At 42.1% G+C, this 13806-nt stretch carries 17 protein-coding genes; 6 read left to right on the top strand and 11 right to left on the bottom strand.

Translation table 11 applies throughout. The features are described 5' to 3' along the window. The first annotated feature begins 658 nt into the window (after nucleotides 1-658). The 3 genes from Q0541_RS33640 (at nucleotide 659) to Q0541_RS33650 (ending at nucleotide 3104) form a co-directional block, all read left to right on the top strand. On the top strand, nucleotides 659-835 hold the full coding sequence (locus Q0541_RS33640) for a CopG family transcriptional regulator (RefSeq protein ID WP_298921364.1): 177 nt from the start codon (nucleotides 659-661) through the stop codon (nucleotides 833-835). 275 nt (nucleotides 836-1110) lie between these two features. Then, entirely contained in the window at nucleotides 1111-2547 is a 1437-nt protein-coding gene (zds, locus tag Q0541_RS33645) for a 9,9'-di-cis-zeta-carotene desaturase (RefSeq protein ID WP_298921325.1), read from the top strand. Nucleotides 2548-2660: 113 nt separating this feature from the next. Then, the gene (locus tag Q0541_RS33650) at nucleotides 2661-3104 is read left to right on the top strand and encodes an SRPBCC family protein (RefSeq protein ID WP_298921327.1); all 444 of its coding nucleotides are present in this window, start codon (nucleotides 2661-2663) and stop codon (nucleotides 3102-3104) included. Between the two features lie 153 nt (nucleotides 3105-3257). On the opposite strand, the gene Q0541_RS33655 is transcribed toward Q0541_RS33650, so the two are convergent. The 6 genes from Q0541_RS33655 to Q0541_RS33680 all read right to left on the bottom strand — a co-directional run bounded on the left by Q0541_RS33655 (nucleotide 3258) and on the right by Q0541_RS33680 (nucleotide 6959). Then, complete coding sequence (locus Q0541_RS33655) at nucleotides 3258-3563, bottom strand: hypothetical protein (RefSeq protein ID WP_298921329.1); 306 nt, start codon at nucleotides 3561-3563, stop codon at nucleotides 3258-3260. Between the two features lie 103 nt (nucleotides 3564-3666). After that, a complete protein-coding gene (locus Q0541_RS33660; RefSeq protein ID WP_298921331.1) occupies nucleotides 3667-3921 on the bottom strand; it encodes a hypothetical protein in 255 nt (84 codons plus the stop codon). A gap of 257 nt (nucleotides 3922-4178) precedes the next feature. Beyond that, nucleotides 4179-4397, bottom strand: coding sequence for a type II toxin-antitoxin system HicB family antitoxin (locus tag Q0541_RS33665; RefSeq protein ID WP_298921333.1), 219 nt, complete (start codon nucleotides 4395-4397; stop codon nucleotides 4179-4181). Between the two features lie 57 nt (nucleotides 4398-4454). Beyond that, nucleotides 4455-4691, bottom strand: a complete 237-nt coding sequence (locus Q0541_RS33670; protein ID WP_298921335.1) for a 2Fe-2S iron-sulfur cluster-binding protein — start codon at nucleotides 4689-4691, stop codon at nucleotides 4455-4457. A 130-nt stretch (nucleotides 4692-4821) separates the two neighbouring features. Continuing rightward, nucleotides 4822-6300, bottom strand: a complete 1479-nt coding sequence (gene cobQ, locus Q0541_RS33675) for a cobyric acid synthase CobQ (protein ID WP_298921337.1) — start codon at nucleotides 6298-6300, stop codon at nucleotides 4822-4824. A gap of 254 nt (nucleotides 6301-6554) precedes the next feature. Then, entirely contained in the window at nucleotides 6555-6959 is a 405-nt protein-coding gene (locus Q0541_RS33680) for an Npun_F0494 family protein (protein WP_298921339.1), read from the bottom strand. A 194-nt stretch (nucleotides 6960-7153) separates the two neighbouring features. Here Q0541_RS33680 and Q0541_RS33685 point away from each other — a divergent pair, with 194 nt between their 5' ends. Further along, complete coding sequence (locus Q0541_RS33685) at nucleotides 7154-7591, top strand: peroxiredoxin (protein ID WP_298921341.1); 438 nt, start codon at nucleotides 7154-7156, stop codon at nucleotides 7589-7591. Nucleotides 7592-7667: 76 nt separating this feature from the next. Here Q0541_RS33685 and Q0541_RS33690 read toward each other — a convergent pair whose 3' ends face one another. The 5 genes from Q0541_RS33690 to Q0541_RS33710 form a co-directional block, all read right to left on the bottom strand. Then, nucleotides 7668-8066 carry a hypothetical protein gene (locus tag Q0541_RS33690; RefSeq protein WP_298921344.1) on the bottom strand — a complete coding sequence of 133 codons (399 nt, stop codon included), beginning with the start codon at nucleotides 8064-8066 and terminating at the stop codon, nucleotides 7668-7670. A gap of 32 nt (nucleotides 8067-8098) precedes the next feature. Continuing rightward, on the bottom strand, nucleotides 8099-8986 hold the full coding sequence (locus Q0541_RS33695; protein WP_298921346.1) for an ABC transporter permease: 888 nt from the start codon (nucleotides 8984-8986) through the stop codon (nucleotides 8099-8101). A 92-nt stretch (nucleotides 8987-9078) separates the two neighbouring features. Then, a complete protein-coding gene (locus Q0541_RS33700) occupies nucleotides 9079-10098 on the bottom strand; it encodes an ABC transporter ATP-binding protein (RefSeq protein ID WP_298921348.1) in 1020 nt (339 codons plus the stop codon). Nucleotides 10099-10226: 128 nt separating this feature from the next. Then, a complete protein-coding gene (locus tag Q0541_RS33705) occupies nucleotides 10227-11204 on the bottom strand; it encodes a choice-of-anchor A family protein (protein WP_298921351.1) in 978 nt (325 codons plus the stop codon). Between the two features lie 204 nt (nucleotides 11205-11408). Continuing rightward, nucleotides 11409-12944 (bottom strand): aminotransferase class I/II-fold pyridoxal phosphate-dependent enzyme, encoded by a 1536-nt coding sequence (locus Q0541_RS33710; protein WP_298921352.1) that lies wholly within the window; start codon nucleotides 12942-12944, stop codon nucleotides 11409-11411. 66 nt (nucleotides 12945-13010) lie between these two features. On the opposite strand from Q0541_RS33710, the gene Q0541_RS33715 reads away from it, so the two are divergent. Both Q0541_RS33715 and Q0541_RS33720 read left to right on the top strand, forming a co-directional pair. Continuing rightward, nucleotides 13011-13349 carry a DUF6883 domain-containing protein gene (locus Q0541_RS33715; RefSeq protein WP_366941962.1) on the top strand — a complete coding sequence of 113 codons (339 nt, stop codon included), beginning with the start codon at nucleotides 13011-13013 and terminating at the stop codon, nucleotides 13347-13349. Next, nucleotides 13336-13596: a DUF4926 domain-containing protein gene (locus tag Q0541_RS33720; protein ID WP_298921356.1), complete on the top strand. Its 261-nt coding sequence runs from the start codon at nucleotides 13336-13338 to the stop codon at nucleotides 13594-13596. The genes Q0541_RS33715 and Q0541_RS33720 overlap by 14 nt, the downstream gene beginning before the upstream one ends. The last annotated feature ends 210 nt before the right edge of the window (nucleotides 13597-13806 follow it).

The following is a 13806-nucleotide window of genomic DNA, read 5'->3' on the forward strand; positions in this document are numbered from 1 at the left end:
AGAAAACTGAGTCTTGTCCCCTTTTTTATGCCTACTATATTGGCACGGAAAAGCAATCAGCTTGATCAAGGGGAGCCAAAATTTATAACTGTTCACGTGGCTCTGAACTTCTTGGTTACATTAATGGGTGCAGATGGATGTTTGTTCTAAAGCGATCGCTTATCTGCCTACTTTTAAGTGATTATTTGCGACCTCTATAGACCATTAAAACCCGCCTGTAAGCCAGCATTTCAGCATGATCGTAATTCTACAGCTTTATTTTCTGGTGTCATACCAGATGTTCTCTCAAAGCAGGTTTGGCAAACTTGGTTAACACAGAAGGTCAAATGCTTTCGATAAAGAATAATTTTGTAAATCTTGATTGAGTCAAAAGTAGATGTCTCAAATTCATTTATAAAATTTCTTTGTCAGGCTTTACTTATGCTGTTAGTGGGATTATCAGCTTCAAAAGCAGCTATGTGCTGTTCATCTTGTCAAAATAGTAACAAAGAAAGTGTAGTTTTTTGATTTTTTTAGAAAATGATGAATACTTTGACAAAACGAACATTTTTAATATTAATGGTCTTACTTGTTTCCGGCGACAAACTCTGATAATGTTATCGGTTCCCTCATTACTTGGACTCTTTCAAAAATACTAAAAGATACAGCAGATAGCAGCATGACAATGACAAATAAAAAATGGGCCGTAAAACGCATAACAGTCAATCTCGCAACACAGGAAGCCGAAAAACTAGATAAATATTGTCAACAAACAGGTAGACCTGCAACCGATGTGATTCGCGAACTGATTAGAAGTTTGCCGATCTCCGACGATAGCAAAGATGTAAACAGGTAAGAAGATACTTTTACAACTCACCAGATAACTGCTTTACCACAAAAAAATAGCTATGATACTTTTTTGAGTTTGCCATGATGGACAAGGTTTGTCTAGCCAATACAGACGCGATTTTTCTCGCGTCTGATCATTTACGGGGATTAAACAAAAGTGATCAAAGAGGTTTTAGTATCGATGTTGCCATACCTTGATATACTGGTGAAGTTGATATTAAGTAGCAAATTCCGACACCAAGCCAGTTACAATCTGTAAAGAAACTGAAAAGGAACGACGGAATGCGCGTTGCAATCGTAGGTGCGGGACTGGCTGGGCTAGCAACCGCAGTAGATCTAGCGGATGCTGGTTGTGAAGTAGAGATTTTTGAGTCTCGTCCGTTTGTGGGTGGTAAAGTTGGCAGTTGGGTTGATGGAGAAGGCAACCATCTAGAAATGGGGTTGCATGTATTTTTCGGCTGCTACTACCAACTATTTGACTTGATGAAAAAAGTGGGGGTGTTAGAAAATTTACGCCTCAAGGAACATACCCACACTTTTATTAACAAAGGGGGGCACCTTGGTGCTTTGGATTTCCGTTTCCTTACAGGTGCGCCTTTCAATGGCTTAAAGGCATTTTTCACTACTTCTCAACTATCGTTGCAGGATAAATTGCAAAATGCGATCGCTTTGGGTACTAGTCCCATAGTTCGCGGATTGGTAGACTTTAACGGGGCGATGAAAACCATCCGCAAATTAGATAAAATTAGTTTTGCTGACTGGTTCCGCAGTCACGGTGGGAGTAATGGCAGCATCAAACGCATGTGGAACCCCATCGCCTATGCATTGGGATTTATTGATTGCGAAAATATGTCTGCCCGTTGTATGTTAACGATATTCCAGTTATTTGCAGCCAGAACAGAAGCCTCAGTTTTGCGAATGCTAGAAGGTTCTCCCCACGAGTATTTACATAAGCCCATTCTGAAATATTTGGAAGTTAGAGGCACCAAAGTTTATACCCGTCGGCAAGTTCGGGAAATTCAGTTTACATCAAACGAACAAACCCATGTCACTGGTATAGTAGTTGCGCAAGGTGATACAGTAGAAACTATTACTGCTGATGCTTACGTTTTTGCCTGTGATGTTCCAGGAATTCAACGCATCCTACCCCACGAGTGGCGTAAGTGGTCAGAATTTGACAATATTTACAAACTGGATGCAGTGCCAGTGGCTACAGTGCAGTTACGCTTCGATGGTTGGGTAACGGAACTAAATGATGGAGAGCAACGTAAACAGCTAAATCATGCGGCTGGAATAGATAATTTACTTTACACAGCTGATGCTGACTTTTCTTGTTTTGCCGATTTGGCGTTGACTAGCCCTGCTGATTATTATCGCCCAGGACAGGGGTCATTATTGCAGCTAGTGCTGACACCGGGAGATCCGTTTATTGCCCAAAGTAATGAAGCGATCGCGCAGCATGTCCTCAAGCAAGTGCATGAACTGTTTCCCTCATCGCGGGAGCTAAATATGACTTGGTACAGCGTGGTAAAACTTGCTCAGTCTCTCTACCGAGAAGCGCCAGGGATGGACGCGTACCGTCCTAACCAAAAAACACCAGTAGATAATTTCTTCCTTGCAGGGAGTTATACTCAGCAAGACTATATCGACAGCATGGAAGGAGCGACTATTTCTGGACGGCGGGCAGCAAAAGTGATTTTGGAGACTTTGAAGAGATAACGTAGACACGCAGTGGCTTGCCGCAGGCTACCGCAAAGGGGAGGCAGCGCGGTCTTGGGGGTCTCCCCCATGAGGGACTGCCGTCGCAAAGGACGCAAAGGAAGAAGAGAGTAATGTCAGATTGGTTAGAGCATACTGTACAGGTAGAAGTAGAAGTTCCTATAGATTTAGTATGGAGCCTCTGGTCTGATTTGGAGCAAATGCCCCGGTGGATGAAGTGGATTGATTCGGTGAAAATTCCGCCAGATAATCCAGATATATCTCTTTGGAAATTAAAGACGGGCAGTTTAGAATTTACTTGGAAATCCCGAATTCTCAAAGTTATTCCCAACCAAATTATCCAATGGGAGTCGATTGATGGGTTGCCAAATCAGGGAGCGATTCGCTTTTACGATCGCAACAATAGTAGCATTGTTAAAATGACCATTTCCTACGCTATCCCCGGCATTCTTGGCAAAATCATGGATAACTTGTTTTTGGGACGGATAGTTGAATCGACAATTCAAGCTGATTTGGAAAGGTTTAAAGAATACGCGCTGAATGTTAAAGCTAATTGATAAAGATAGCAAAAACAGGCAGTAGGAAACAATGTGTATAAGTTTCTTGCTGTCTGATGGGGAAATATGGATTTTTTAATGGTTAGAGGAGGTGCAATCAAGCATTATTATTGGTTGATTAGGGCTTGTTAAAGCCTAAAACTTGATTTTTTTTCAATTACTAAAAACAGGATCAAATTTTCCTGGATTCATCTTTTTTATGAAATCTACAACTTCAACGAATTCATCTCTGTCTTCTGCTTCCCCAAAAATTCTTAACAAGAAAACAGATTCATTTTTATAAAAGGGTGGATAGATTCCTTTTGGGAAAACATCAGGAGGACAGCTTCCTTTTGGGAAAACATTTTTTTCTATCTCTAGGACTTTTATACGCAACTTCCTCTTTTTATCATTTATATTCCAATTAAGCCAAAAGAATTCATCTTGTTTGAGTCCAGGGTCAAAGTCATATGTTGCCACAGTCCAAAATATAGGCTGTTGATTGACAGTGAGCAGTGAAGTAACCTCAATTAGACAGATAAACATAACACTATATTTAATTTACATACATATTATCACTTGTTTAATCGGTTACTTTTTCAAAACCGATATAACTTTCTAATAATTCTAGCTTAATGTCTTCAAAGCCTTTATTTTCCAATAGCTTTATTAGGTTTGCATTATCGCTAATACCGTATAATGATGAATATCTTTCAGGAAGAATAGTATAAGTCCATTTACCATTATGAAGCTGTTTATTTTTTATTAACCCATGTTCTAAACCTACTTCGCTAAAGTTTGTAGTGCTTGAAAACCAAAGAGGAACAAATTTTGCCATAATTACCACCTGACTAAATGGTGTTTTATTAATAAAATATTATTTGCCTACTGAAGTACTTGAGAGACAATTACGTTTAACAGTGACAATTACCAAGTGCGATCGCCCAATTTTATAGTTAAGGCACACATTGACAAGCTAATATACAAACTATTTAAGTGAAAAGAATCAGTAATAATACATAAAAATACTATTTAGACAAAAAAAGCTGCGATCGCGCAAATTGTCCAGTATTAGTTACCACCTAGTAAATTGCGTTAACGCACCCTACTTACTGTTGGTTCTGGAAGTGGATCACCTACAGCTTCGTAAGCAATAATTAAAGAGTCTAAGGCTTCAATTCCATTTGCCACAGCCAACTCGTAAGTATCCCCATGAGTCCGCCAGCGTTGTCCTGGAAAATCAGGGAATTCTACTAAGAAGCAATCATCTTCTTTAGACGACTGAATAACCATTTCGTATTTAAGCTCACTCATCTTGTTTCTTTTCCTCTACTTGTTCGTCTGACATTCTGAACTTAGAGGGTTAAAAAACTACCAAGTTGGGTCGCTAAACAAATTAATCGTCAATTCCTTGCGTGGTGGTACTGCGGTGATACAAGCGCGGATGATCTCTCCATCCTCTAATTCCACAGTACAAGCGTGACAAGACCCCATAAGACAACCAGTGGGAATAAATACCCCAGCCCGGTCTGCTACATCCAACAGGGCTTCTCCCACTTCGGCATCTACTGTGACATCATCTGGTAAAAAGCGGACACGAACAATCATCAATGTTACGCATTTAATTTAGTATTGACTCGTAAAGGTTGTTCTTTGTCATTGGTCATTAGTCTTTTGTAAAGACAAATGACAAATAACTAGCTTAACGAAAAAATGTGCAATTTTTATGCACTTTAGCTTAAGACAAAAACAGACTTAAGTCTAAATGGCTTTCAACTTCAGTGGCTAGGGAGTCCAAAATCTGCTCTCGCTGGTCTCGGTAGTTAGCAACACCTGTGGGCAAAGATTTTAAACCCCGCTGTTGACGGAGGCGATTTAACCAAGCCCGTCGCCAAGGGCCATTGTCAAAAAGCCCGTGGAGGTAACTTCCCCAGACTGATTGACAACTATCCACTAACCCTAAATTAATATCGTCAAATAGGGCATGGTAGGATTGAGGGTCTATACCTTGCTGTTCGATGCGCGATCGCCCTTGGTGGATTTCAAAGCCATTGACTGGTAAGCCCTGCTGCGGATAATTCGAGCTAACTTGGCGCTGGCGGGCGATTTTTTGTCCGGTAATTACGGTTCTGATTGGTAAAAGATTTAACCCCTGGTATCTCCCCGCTTGTCCCTCTATCCCTTCTGGATCAGCGATGATTTGACCGAGCATTTGATAGCCACCACAGATACCTAAAACCGTTCCCCCAGAGGCGGCATAGTGTTGAATAGCCTCTGCCATACCGCTTTTTTGCAGCAGTAGCAAATCAGCAATTGTGGTCTTTGTACCTGGAAGAATCACGGCATCTGGATGTCCTAAATCTTGCTTAGGACTGAGGTATTTTACTGAAACTGTGCTTTCTGATTCCAGAGGGTCAAAGTCGGTGAAGTTGGCAATTCTAGGTAAGCGGATGACGGCAATGTTGAGGTCAGCTTGGGCTTTATGCGATTCACGTTCTAGCAAATCAAGAGAGTCTTCTGCTGGAAACACTTCTTGTAAGTAGGGTATAACACCGATAACGGGGATACCTGTACGTTCTTCTAACCATTTTATCCCCGGATCTAGAAGCGATCGCTGTCCTCGAAACTTGTTAATTACTACACCCTTAATTAAGGCGCGTTCATCCGGTTCCAATAACTCTAGGGTTCCTACTACATGGGCAAAAGCACCACCCCGATCAATATCAACTACTAACATGGTTGGCGCATTCAAATATTTTGCTACCCGCATATTAGTTAAGTCTCGGTGCTTAAGGTTAATCTCTGCTGGGCTACCAGCACCTTCACAAACCACCAAGTCAAATTCTGTTCCTAAATGCTGTAGCGATTCTTCAATTGTCCGCCACCCCAGGTCAAAATATTGCTCGTAGTAATCTGAGGCACTCACTTTACCCACAGACCTACCTTTGATAATTACTTGGGAAGTCATATCCCCTTGAGGTTTGAGTAAAATTGGGTTCATTTCTACCCAAGGCACAACTCCCGCCGCCCAAGCTTGTACTGCTTGGGCATAGCCAATTTCTCCACCATTAGCAGTAACATAAGCATTTAAAGCCATATTTTGACCTTTAAAGGGAGTCACCCGCCAGCCACGCCGCGACAGAATGCGACAAATAGCTGTAGTTAAAAGTGATTTCCCTGCATGAGATGTTGTCCCCACCACCATAATTGATTTCATAATTGCTATCACTTAGTTGTTAAAAATACAGGGCTAAATTTTAGGAGGGAAGAAGACACAAGGAAACGCGGACACGGAGAGAGAATTTGATAATTTCTTGGCGTCAGAGCGTCTCTTCCTCTCCCTGTCTCGCTTTTTTACTTCCTACCAGCCCTCAATTAGATGATTATGGTAAAGACTTCATGAATCGGTGTGATGTTTCCGTATATATTGTTCCCTTTGATTCCCTAATCCTAACTCTTTGGTTTTTTATTCTAAAAGGGTATCCGTAACCAACGAATCACAGCATCGGATAAATGATCGCCCCATGAAGGAGTCCGCCAATTTTTTCCCTGGTATTGTTCTACTAACTGGCGACCCAAGGGAGTAAGGCGAAAACTATCTGTAATCCCCTGACCATCGACTTCTCGCCGCAATACACCCACTTGGATCAGCCAGCCCAAGGCGTTGTCACATGCTAATTCTGACAAAGGGCGCTTAGTATAACCCTGCTTGAGTCCATTTTCTAGAGCGATCGCAGTTACTGACACACTCCGGTGTACCATCACTTCAAATAAAGATAGATTAAAAGGTGAACACACTAGCGATCGCTCGGCTCTTTCTACTGTGCTTCGAGGATAGACAAAAATATTTGGGTTTTGGGAATCAACAGCAGGCATTGTGTATGGGGAGAAATTTTTCTTTTAAGAAAGATTAATTTCAGAATATATTTTTTCTTGTATCAGCTACCTGATTTAACCAAAATTAGTTTCCTCAAGTATAGTTATGCTATTTTTTAGTAATTATATTTAATCATTATAAATTAATGTAAAATTTCAAGTGCATCAACAATCTGAAACAGGAAAGGTTAATTATGCCTCTAGCAGTTGGTACGGATGCACCTGCATTTACCGCCAAAGATACAAACGGCAACACAGTCTCGTCATCTGATTTTGCCGGCAAGACGGTCGTTTTATATTTTTACCCCAAAGATGACACGCCCGGCTGCACCAAACAAGCCTGTAGTTTTCGGGATGCCCAATCTCAATATCAAGGTAAAGATGTTGCAATCTTGGGAGTGAGTGCAGATGATGAAGTCTCCCATCAGGCATTCACCCAAAAATATAATTTGAATTTTCCCTTACTGGCTGACACCGACAAATCCCTCATCAAAGCTTTCGATGTGGATGGCGGCGGTTATGCCAAGCGCGTCACTTACGTAATTGACCCCAGCGGCAAAATTACCCATGTTGACGCTAATGTAAATACCACCAACCATGCCAGCGATATTTTAGCTGCACTTGGGCTGTAGTTTTTACCGGATAACTAAGGATTTTTTAAATAGTCTCAGCCCCAAGCTTTAAAAGCTTGGGGTTCTTTGTTTGAATTCAGTTACCTGATGGTGGTGTAACTGATCCTGGTGTAATCACTGGTTGTGTAACCGCTGGCAAACCGGGGGTTGCTTGCTGTTGTTGACCTCGAATCAGTCTTTGTTGCCTTGCTTTAAAAGCTGCTGCGGCTGAGTTTAGTTGTTCGTTCTGTTGGTTATAATCCCAATTGAGAGTCCCGAAATTTGCCCGATGAATCAGGTCAAACATGTTGAAATTGTCTGAGTTTGAACGGGAGAACGGATCGGTATTTTGGTCTGTTGTAGTAGTACTGGGAAAAGGGTCAGTTGGGCTGCTGATTTGAGCCGAACTTGGTTGAGCCATCAGCAAGGAAGCAAAGCTAATTCCTGCCACAGTAGCCACAAAGAGTCTAGGAATTTGTAAAAATGGTTTTTTCATGGGTTTTGACCCTAAAATTTCTCTATTTTATCTTAAGCAAGAGTCCGCCGCAGTTGGGGTTGAATACTCACTAAGGCGACAAGGGCAAAGCCAAACAATACTAGCAACGCTCCCCCAAAGGTAACATCGCCCCAAGGAGCCTGCATCACTATACTACCTAGTCCCCAACTCCTGTGGAGATATAGATAGCGAATTGGTTCGATCGCATAACTGAGAGGATTCAGAGTAGCCACAACCTGCAACCACTGAGGCATGAAGGATAGAGGAGCCAAAGCAGTACTAGCAAACAATAATGGTAGGTTAGTGACAAAAATCACTGCAATCAGTTCAATGTGTCCGGGTAAGGCGAAAGCCAAGCCGAGGGAAATGGCTGTCACGCCCAAAGCTAAGAGGAAAACAATTAGAGCGATCGCACTTAAACCAGTTACATCTGGTAGTCCAGCGCCCAAAAACGCTGCTGCCGCTACAATCACCGCTGCTTGCAGCAAACTTTGGCTGATAATAAAGATTGCCGAAGCAAAAACAATGGAAAACCGCGATGCTAATGGTGCTACCAGTAAACGATTCAAAAAGCCGAACTCGCGGTCAAACATCACGGGTAAACCAGCATTCAGCGCCCCAGCAAAGGCTGTAAACACAATTATGCCGGCAGCCAAAAATTGACCATAATTTGTTGTATTGCCAAATATACCTTTGGGAGCATTTTGGAATAAAGCACCAAATAGCAATAACCACATTACTGGCTGAATAATTCCAGCAACCAATGTGGAGGGACGGCGTTGCAACTGAATAAACAAGCGACGAGTTAAAGCCAACGTCTCTTGTACCAATTCACCGAAAAAGTTAGGTGCAGCATTAGCGTCAACTTGCGGTGATGCTAGCGGCTGCCAATTTATATCAGATTTAGGAGTAACACTCATAGCAATTTTGGATTAATTGGGCATTGGGCATTGGGCATTGGGCATTGGGCATTGTAATTATTTCCATTCAGCATTCACCATGCCCCATGCCCCTATCTCATATTCTGCTTTTTCTCCGCCTTGGGATCGCGGGTAGCAACTGCTGCGAGTTCTGCATCCATCAGTGTGCGTCCTGTAGCGGCGAGGTAAACGTCATCGAGGCTGGGGCGAGATTGGGCAATGCCAAAAATTGGCAGTCCAGCGGTATTCAGCGCTTGCTGTATGTTAATCAGAACATCATTCTGTGGTGTCACCACCAAGTTAAGAGAATTACCTTGAGCGCTGTTGATGATCACTTCTTGCACAAATGGCAAAGGTTGCAGAAGGTTTTTAGCTTTTTCGGCTTCCTGAATGGGGGAAAACTCGCGGATTCGCAAGGTGATGCGATCGCCCCCTACTTGATCTTTTAATTGTGAAGGTGTGCCAGCGGCGATCACAACGCCCCGATCTATAATTGCCACGCGATCGGCTAGGGCATCAATCTCTTCTAGATAATGGCTGGTAATTACTACCGTTGTTCCAGAGGCGCGTAATTTTCGCAGGAAATCCCATACCACAAAACGAGTTTCTATGTCAAGTCCCACAGTTGGCTCATCCAACACCAAAACATCGGGTGCATGGAGTAATCCAGCAGCCAAGTCTAGGCGCTTGCGTAAACCGCCAGAGTAGGTTCCTGTTTTTTTATTAGCGTATTCTTGCAAACCGAGTAAATTTAATACCGTCTCAATGCGCTGTTTGGCGATCGCGCCTGGAAGGTGATAAAGTGCTGCTTGCAATTGTAGGAGTTCTTTTCCAGTCAGCACCTTATCTATAGCAACTTCCTGAGCAACGTAGCCTAGTCGTTGTCTTGCCACTCTCGGATTATCTAACACAGAGATGCCAGATACTTCGATTTTGCCAGCATCCGGTGTGGTAAGTGTACACAAAGCACGCAAGGTAGTAGTTTTACCAGCACCGTTGGGGCCAAGTAAACCAAAGATTTCTCCTGATTCTACCTGAAAGGAAACATCCTGGACGGCGACCACTGTACCGTAGCGTTTTTGCAGATTTTGAATTAAAACGGCGGGAGCCATGACAGCTTATCCCCAACTATACAAATCTCAATAAAGTCTATCTTTATTGTAGAAGGTAGGGAGCAAGGAAAGAGCGCATGAGCGAAAATCTGTAAACAAGTTCGCGCCATGCTGCCAAAAGTTTATGATTATTCTGGGCAAGTTGCTTGATTGCGTTTGTGGCGAAATAAACCAAATACTACAGCAATTAATCCTAAACCTGGAAGATTTGCAGGCTCTGGAACCTGAGTGCGGATGACAGGCGGAGTGTAGTACTTAGTTGGGACATCCGGCAGATCGCCATTAAACAGATAGTTGTGAGACTCCCCATTTCCTGTCAAAGAAGCTACCACCACGTTGCCGTTAACTTGACCATTATTGAAATTGAAATTAGCCAAAGGAGCAAGAATACTACCTAGTATGCTAATCCCACTGGCAGTTATGTTTGTCGCTTCATAGAAGTTGTAGATCACCTTTTGTTGATCTGTGCCAAGGATATTGAAGGCAAAGTTTTGTAGCGACACATCTTTACCGCTGATATTGACTACAACAGTCGATTTTGCGTCCCCACTGATTTCAAAAGAGTTTGCCTTGGAGACAGATGATCCTGCAAGATTAAAAACATTGAAGGCAGTACCACTGCCTTTAAGGTTAATACCACCCCAAGATTGAACTGTTGTTTTACCAGTAGGAGTTAAGGTTGCCAAATATTGAGATAGCCCTCGCAATTGTTTCCCTGCTTCATTGAAGTCGATGGGTTTACCCTTGCTGAGAGTTCCCTGTGGAAATCCCACATTGCTGGACACATTGGCGGTACCTCCGTAGACAGCATTACCGTGGTAGACTTGACTGCTGCTCAGAGTTAAGTTTTGTCCAGCTACTACTACGTTGCCGCTATTGCCAGAAAGTTTGCTTCCCAGTCCGCCGACGAAATTCACGTTACCGCCAGCAGCAAGTTTTCCTTCAATATCTGTAGATTTTTGAGTGATATCTCCTAAGACAAATACATTGTAATCAGAGGCAGCGCCTAACTCAACTGCATTCGCTCTTGCCGAGAAACCCAGCGTTAGTGTGACTAAAATCGGAGCTGCTACTACTCCCCAAACATAATAAGTTTTTAATTTCATGTTCTGATTTATGATTTATCAACAACATCCTATGGGTATAAATTAAAGATGGCATTAGTCTGCTAGCTATTTTCATTGAATTTTTATCCTGGGTGTAATTCGTGTATATTTTTACCTTAATTAACCATTTAGCCGCACATTTACTGTTGACTATATCAATTAACTTTTTATCAACAAAAACTCAGTAATTATGACGTTAGGACGTTATTTCACAACTTTTAAAGTTTTAAGGCTAGTATCAGCAGAACCACTGATAAATCCCCCCTTTGCCTGGATTTGTTGTAGGTAATCAAGGACAGGTTTAGTGATTATTTCTCCCGGCATTAATACAGGAATTCCTGGGGGATAGGGACAGACGATTTCTGCACAGATGCGATCGCTTGTCTGTATCAAAGGTAGTATTTCACTGACAGCAAAAAAAGCTTTACGAGGAGAGAAATGTAATGCCGGACTTAGTGTACTAACAAAATCCTGCCAAAGATGGCTTTTAACATTCAAGTTGGTTCGGCGATATTCTTTAGCAAGAGTTGTAAAACCTTGCACTAATTGCTTAATATCGGCTGGGGTGTTGCCCAAACTAATGATCAAGGTAAGATGTTGCAGTGAGGCGAATTCAGCAGTGACAGCAAATTTTTCATCGAGAATTTCATCTGCTTCAAATCCGGTTAAGCCTAAACCAGAAACAGTGACAGTTAGTCGCGTTTTATCTAAAGCCACAAAGCCGGGAGATCCCCCCAGCCCTACGGACAGTCGCCTCAATGGCGGGAACCTCTGCACGGTATTGTCCTCCCCTTTATAAGCAGGGCTAGGAATCTCTAAGATAGATAATCCAGGAATTTGACTGATTTTTGTTCTAGCTTCATCAGCAAGTTGTAAAGTGCGAGACATCAGCATTTTTCCGTAGAGTGCCATTTGCTGACGTGCTGCATCTAAAGAAGCTAAAAGTAAATAACTAGGACTGGTAGACTGGACGAGTTGCAAAGCTTTACTGATGCGATCGCAATCTATCCTGTTACCTTGAACATGCAGCATCGATGCCTGTGTGATCGCACCGAGTACTTTGTGGATGGATTGTACAGTTAAATCGGCACCTGCGGCTAAGGCTGGAGTGGGTAATTCTGGATGAAAGGCAAAGTGGGCACCATGTGCTTCATCTACAAGTAGAGGGATATTATATTGATGGGTAATATTGGCGATCGCATTCAAATCTCCGCAAACGCCGTAATATGTTGGGTAAACCGTCAACACTGCTTTGGCGTCTGGATGTTGTTGAAGTGCAAATTGTACAGCATTGGGCGTAATGCTGTGGGCAATATCTAAAACTGGATCATATTCAGGATTGAGAAAAATTGGTATAGCACCAGAGAGAATTAAACCAGCGATCGCAGAAGAATGTACATTGCGAGGCAGAATGATTTTATCGCCAGTGCCACAGGTAGCGAGAATAGCCGCTTCAATCCCACAAGTAGAACCATTAACAAGAAACCATGTTTGCGAAGCGCCAAATGCCTCAGCCGCTAGTTGTTGTGCTTCTTGAATAACGCCTTGGGGTGCAAAGAGATTATCTAAATCTGCTAATTCGGTTAAATCGGCGCGAAAGACAGCTTTGCCAAATAAATCAACCAAGGGTTGAGCAATACCTGCGCCTCGCTTATGTCCTGGCGTGTAAAAAGGCGCATGAGGTCTTGCTGCATTGGCTTTTAAGGCGTCTAATAAGGGTGTTTGGTTTTGATTGAGCATTTTTGAAAAAACGAACTGTCAATGATAAAATTTGAAGTCTTTTAGGGCATATTCATAGACGATGAAATTACCAACGGTGAGCAAGCAGAGATTTCTGTGCAAAAGCTCATAGGTTATTGTCTAAATTCAGAACATTCGAGTGGAAAACATAAAGCCAGAGTTTTCGCATCAATTCTAGGAATCACGCTAGAAAACGCCGATGTTTTGCGTGAACTTATTCAAACAGCAGCAGTTGCAGGTGAAGTTGTTCAGCAAAGTACTACACAATTTGGTCAACAGTTTAAAGTAGATTGGATAGTACCTGATACACACGGAATCAGGCTGCGGACAATCTGGGAAACTACCGCTAATAACCCCTATCCACGGTTGATTACTGCATTTTTGAAGTTAAATGAACAAAATTAAACTTTTGGATACTATTGCTACACTTAAGCCGATTCCCATTGAAAGATTACAACTAGTGGAAGAAGATTATACTTTTATCAAAAGCTTACCCAGTGGGCAAGTTGGAACAATTGTAAAAGTGTATGAGCAAGAAGAAGAATATCATTATTTAGTCGAGTTTGCTGATACCCAAGGCTGTGAATATGCAATGGCGACTTTGAGAGCAGATGAAATCTTAGTTTTACATTATGATTTGGCAATTGCCTAAATTTTTACTAAGCTGTTCCATATTTAAGAAAGCATATATTGGGCGCTCGTGTCGCCCACCCCACAATAAATGTACAATTTCAGATTATGCAAACTAGATGTGGTTTAACTTAAGAATAAGAATTAAATAACATACAATTTATGTCCCTGACTTAACTCACCCTCAATCCCTCTCCGATATATTGGAGAGGGAAGCAAGATAGAGGATGAA

Origin of the sequence: uncultured Nostoc sp., from assembly GCF_937863485.1 — a bacterium.
Taxonomy (GTDB): Bacteria; Cyanobacteriota; Cyanobacteriia; order Cyanobacteriales; family Nostocaceae; genus Nostoc.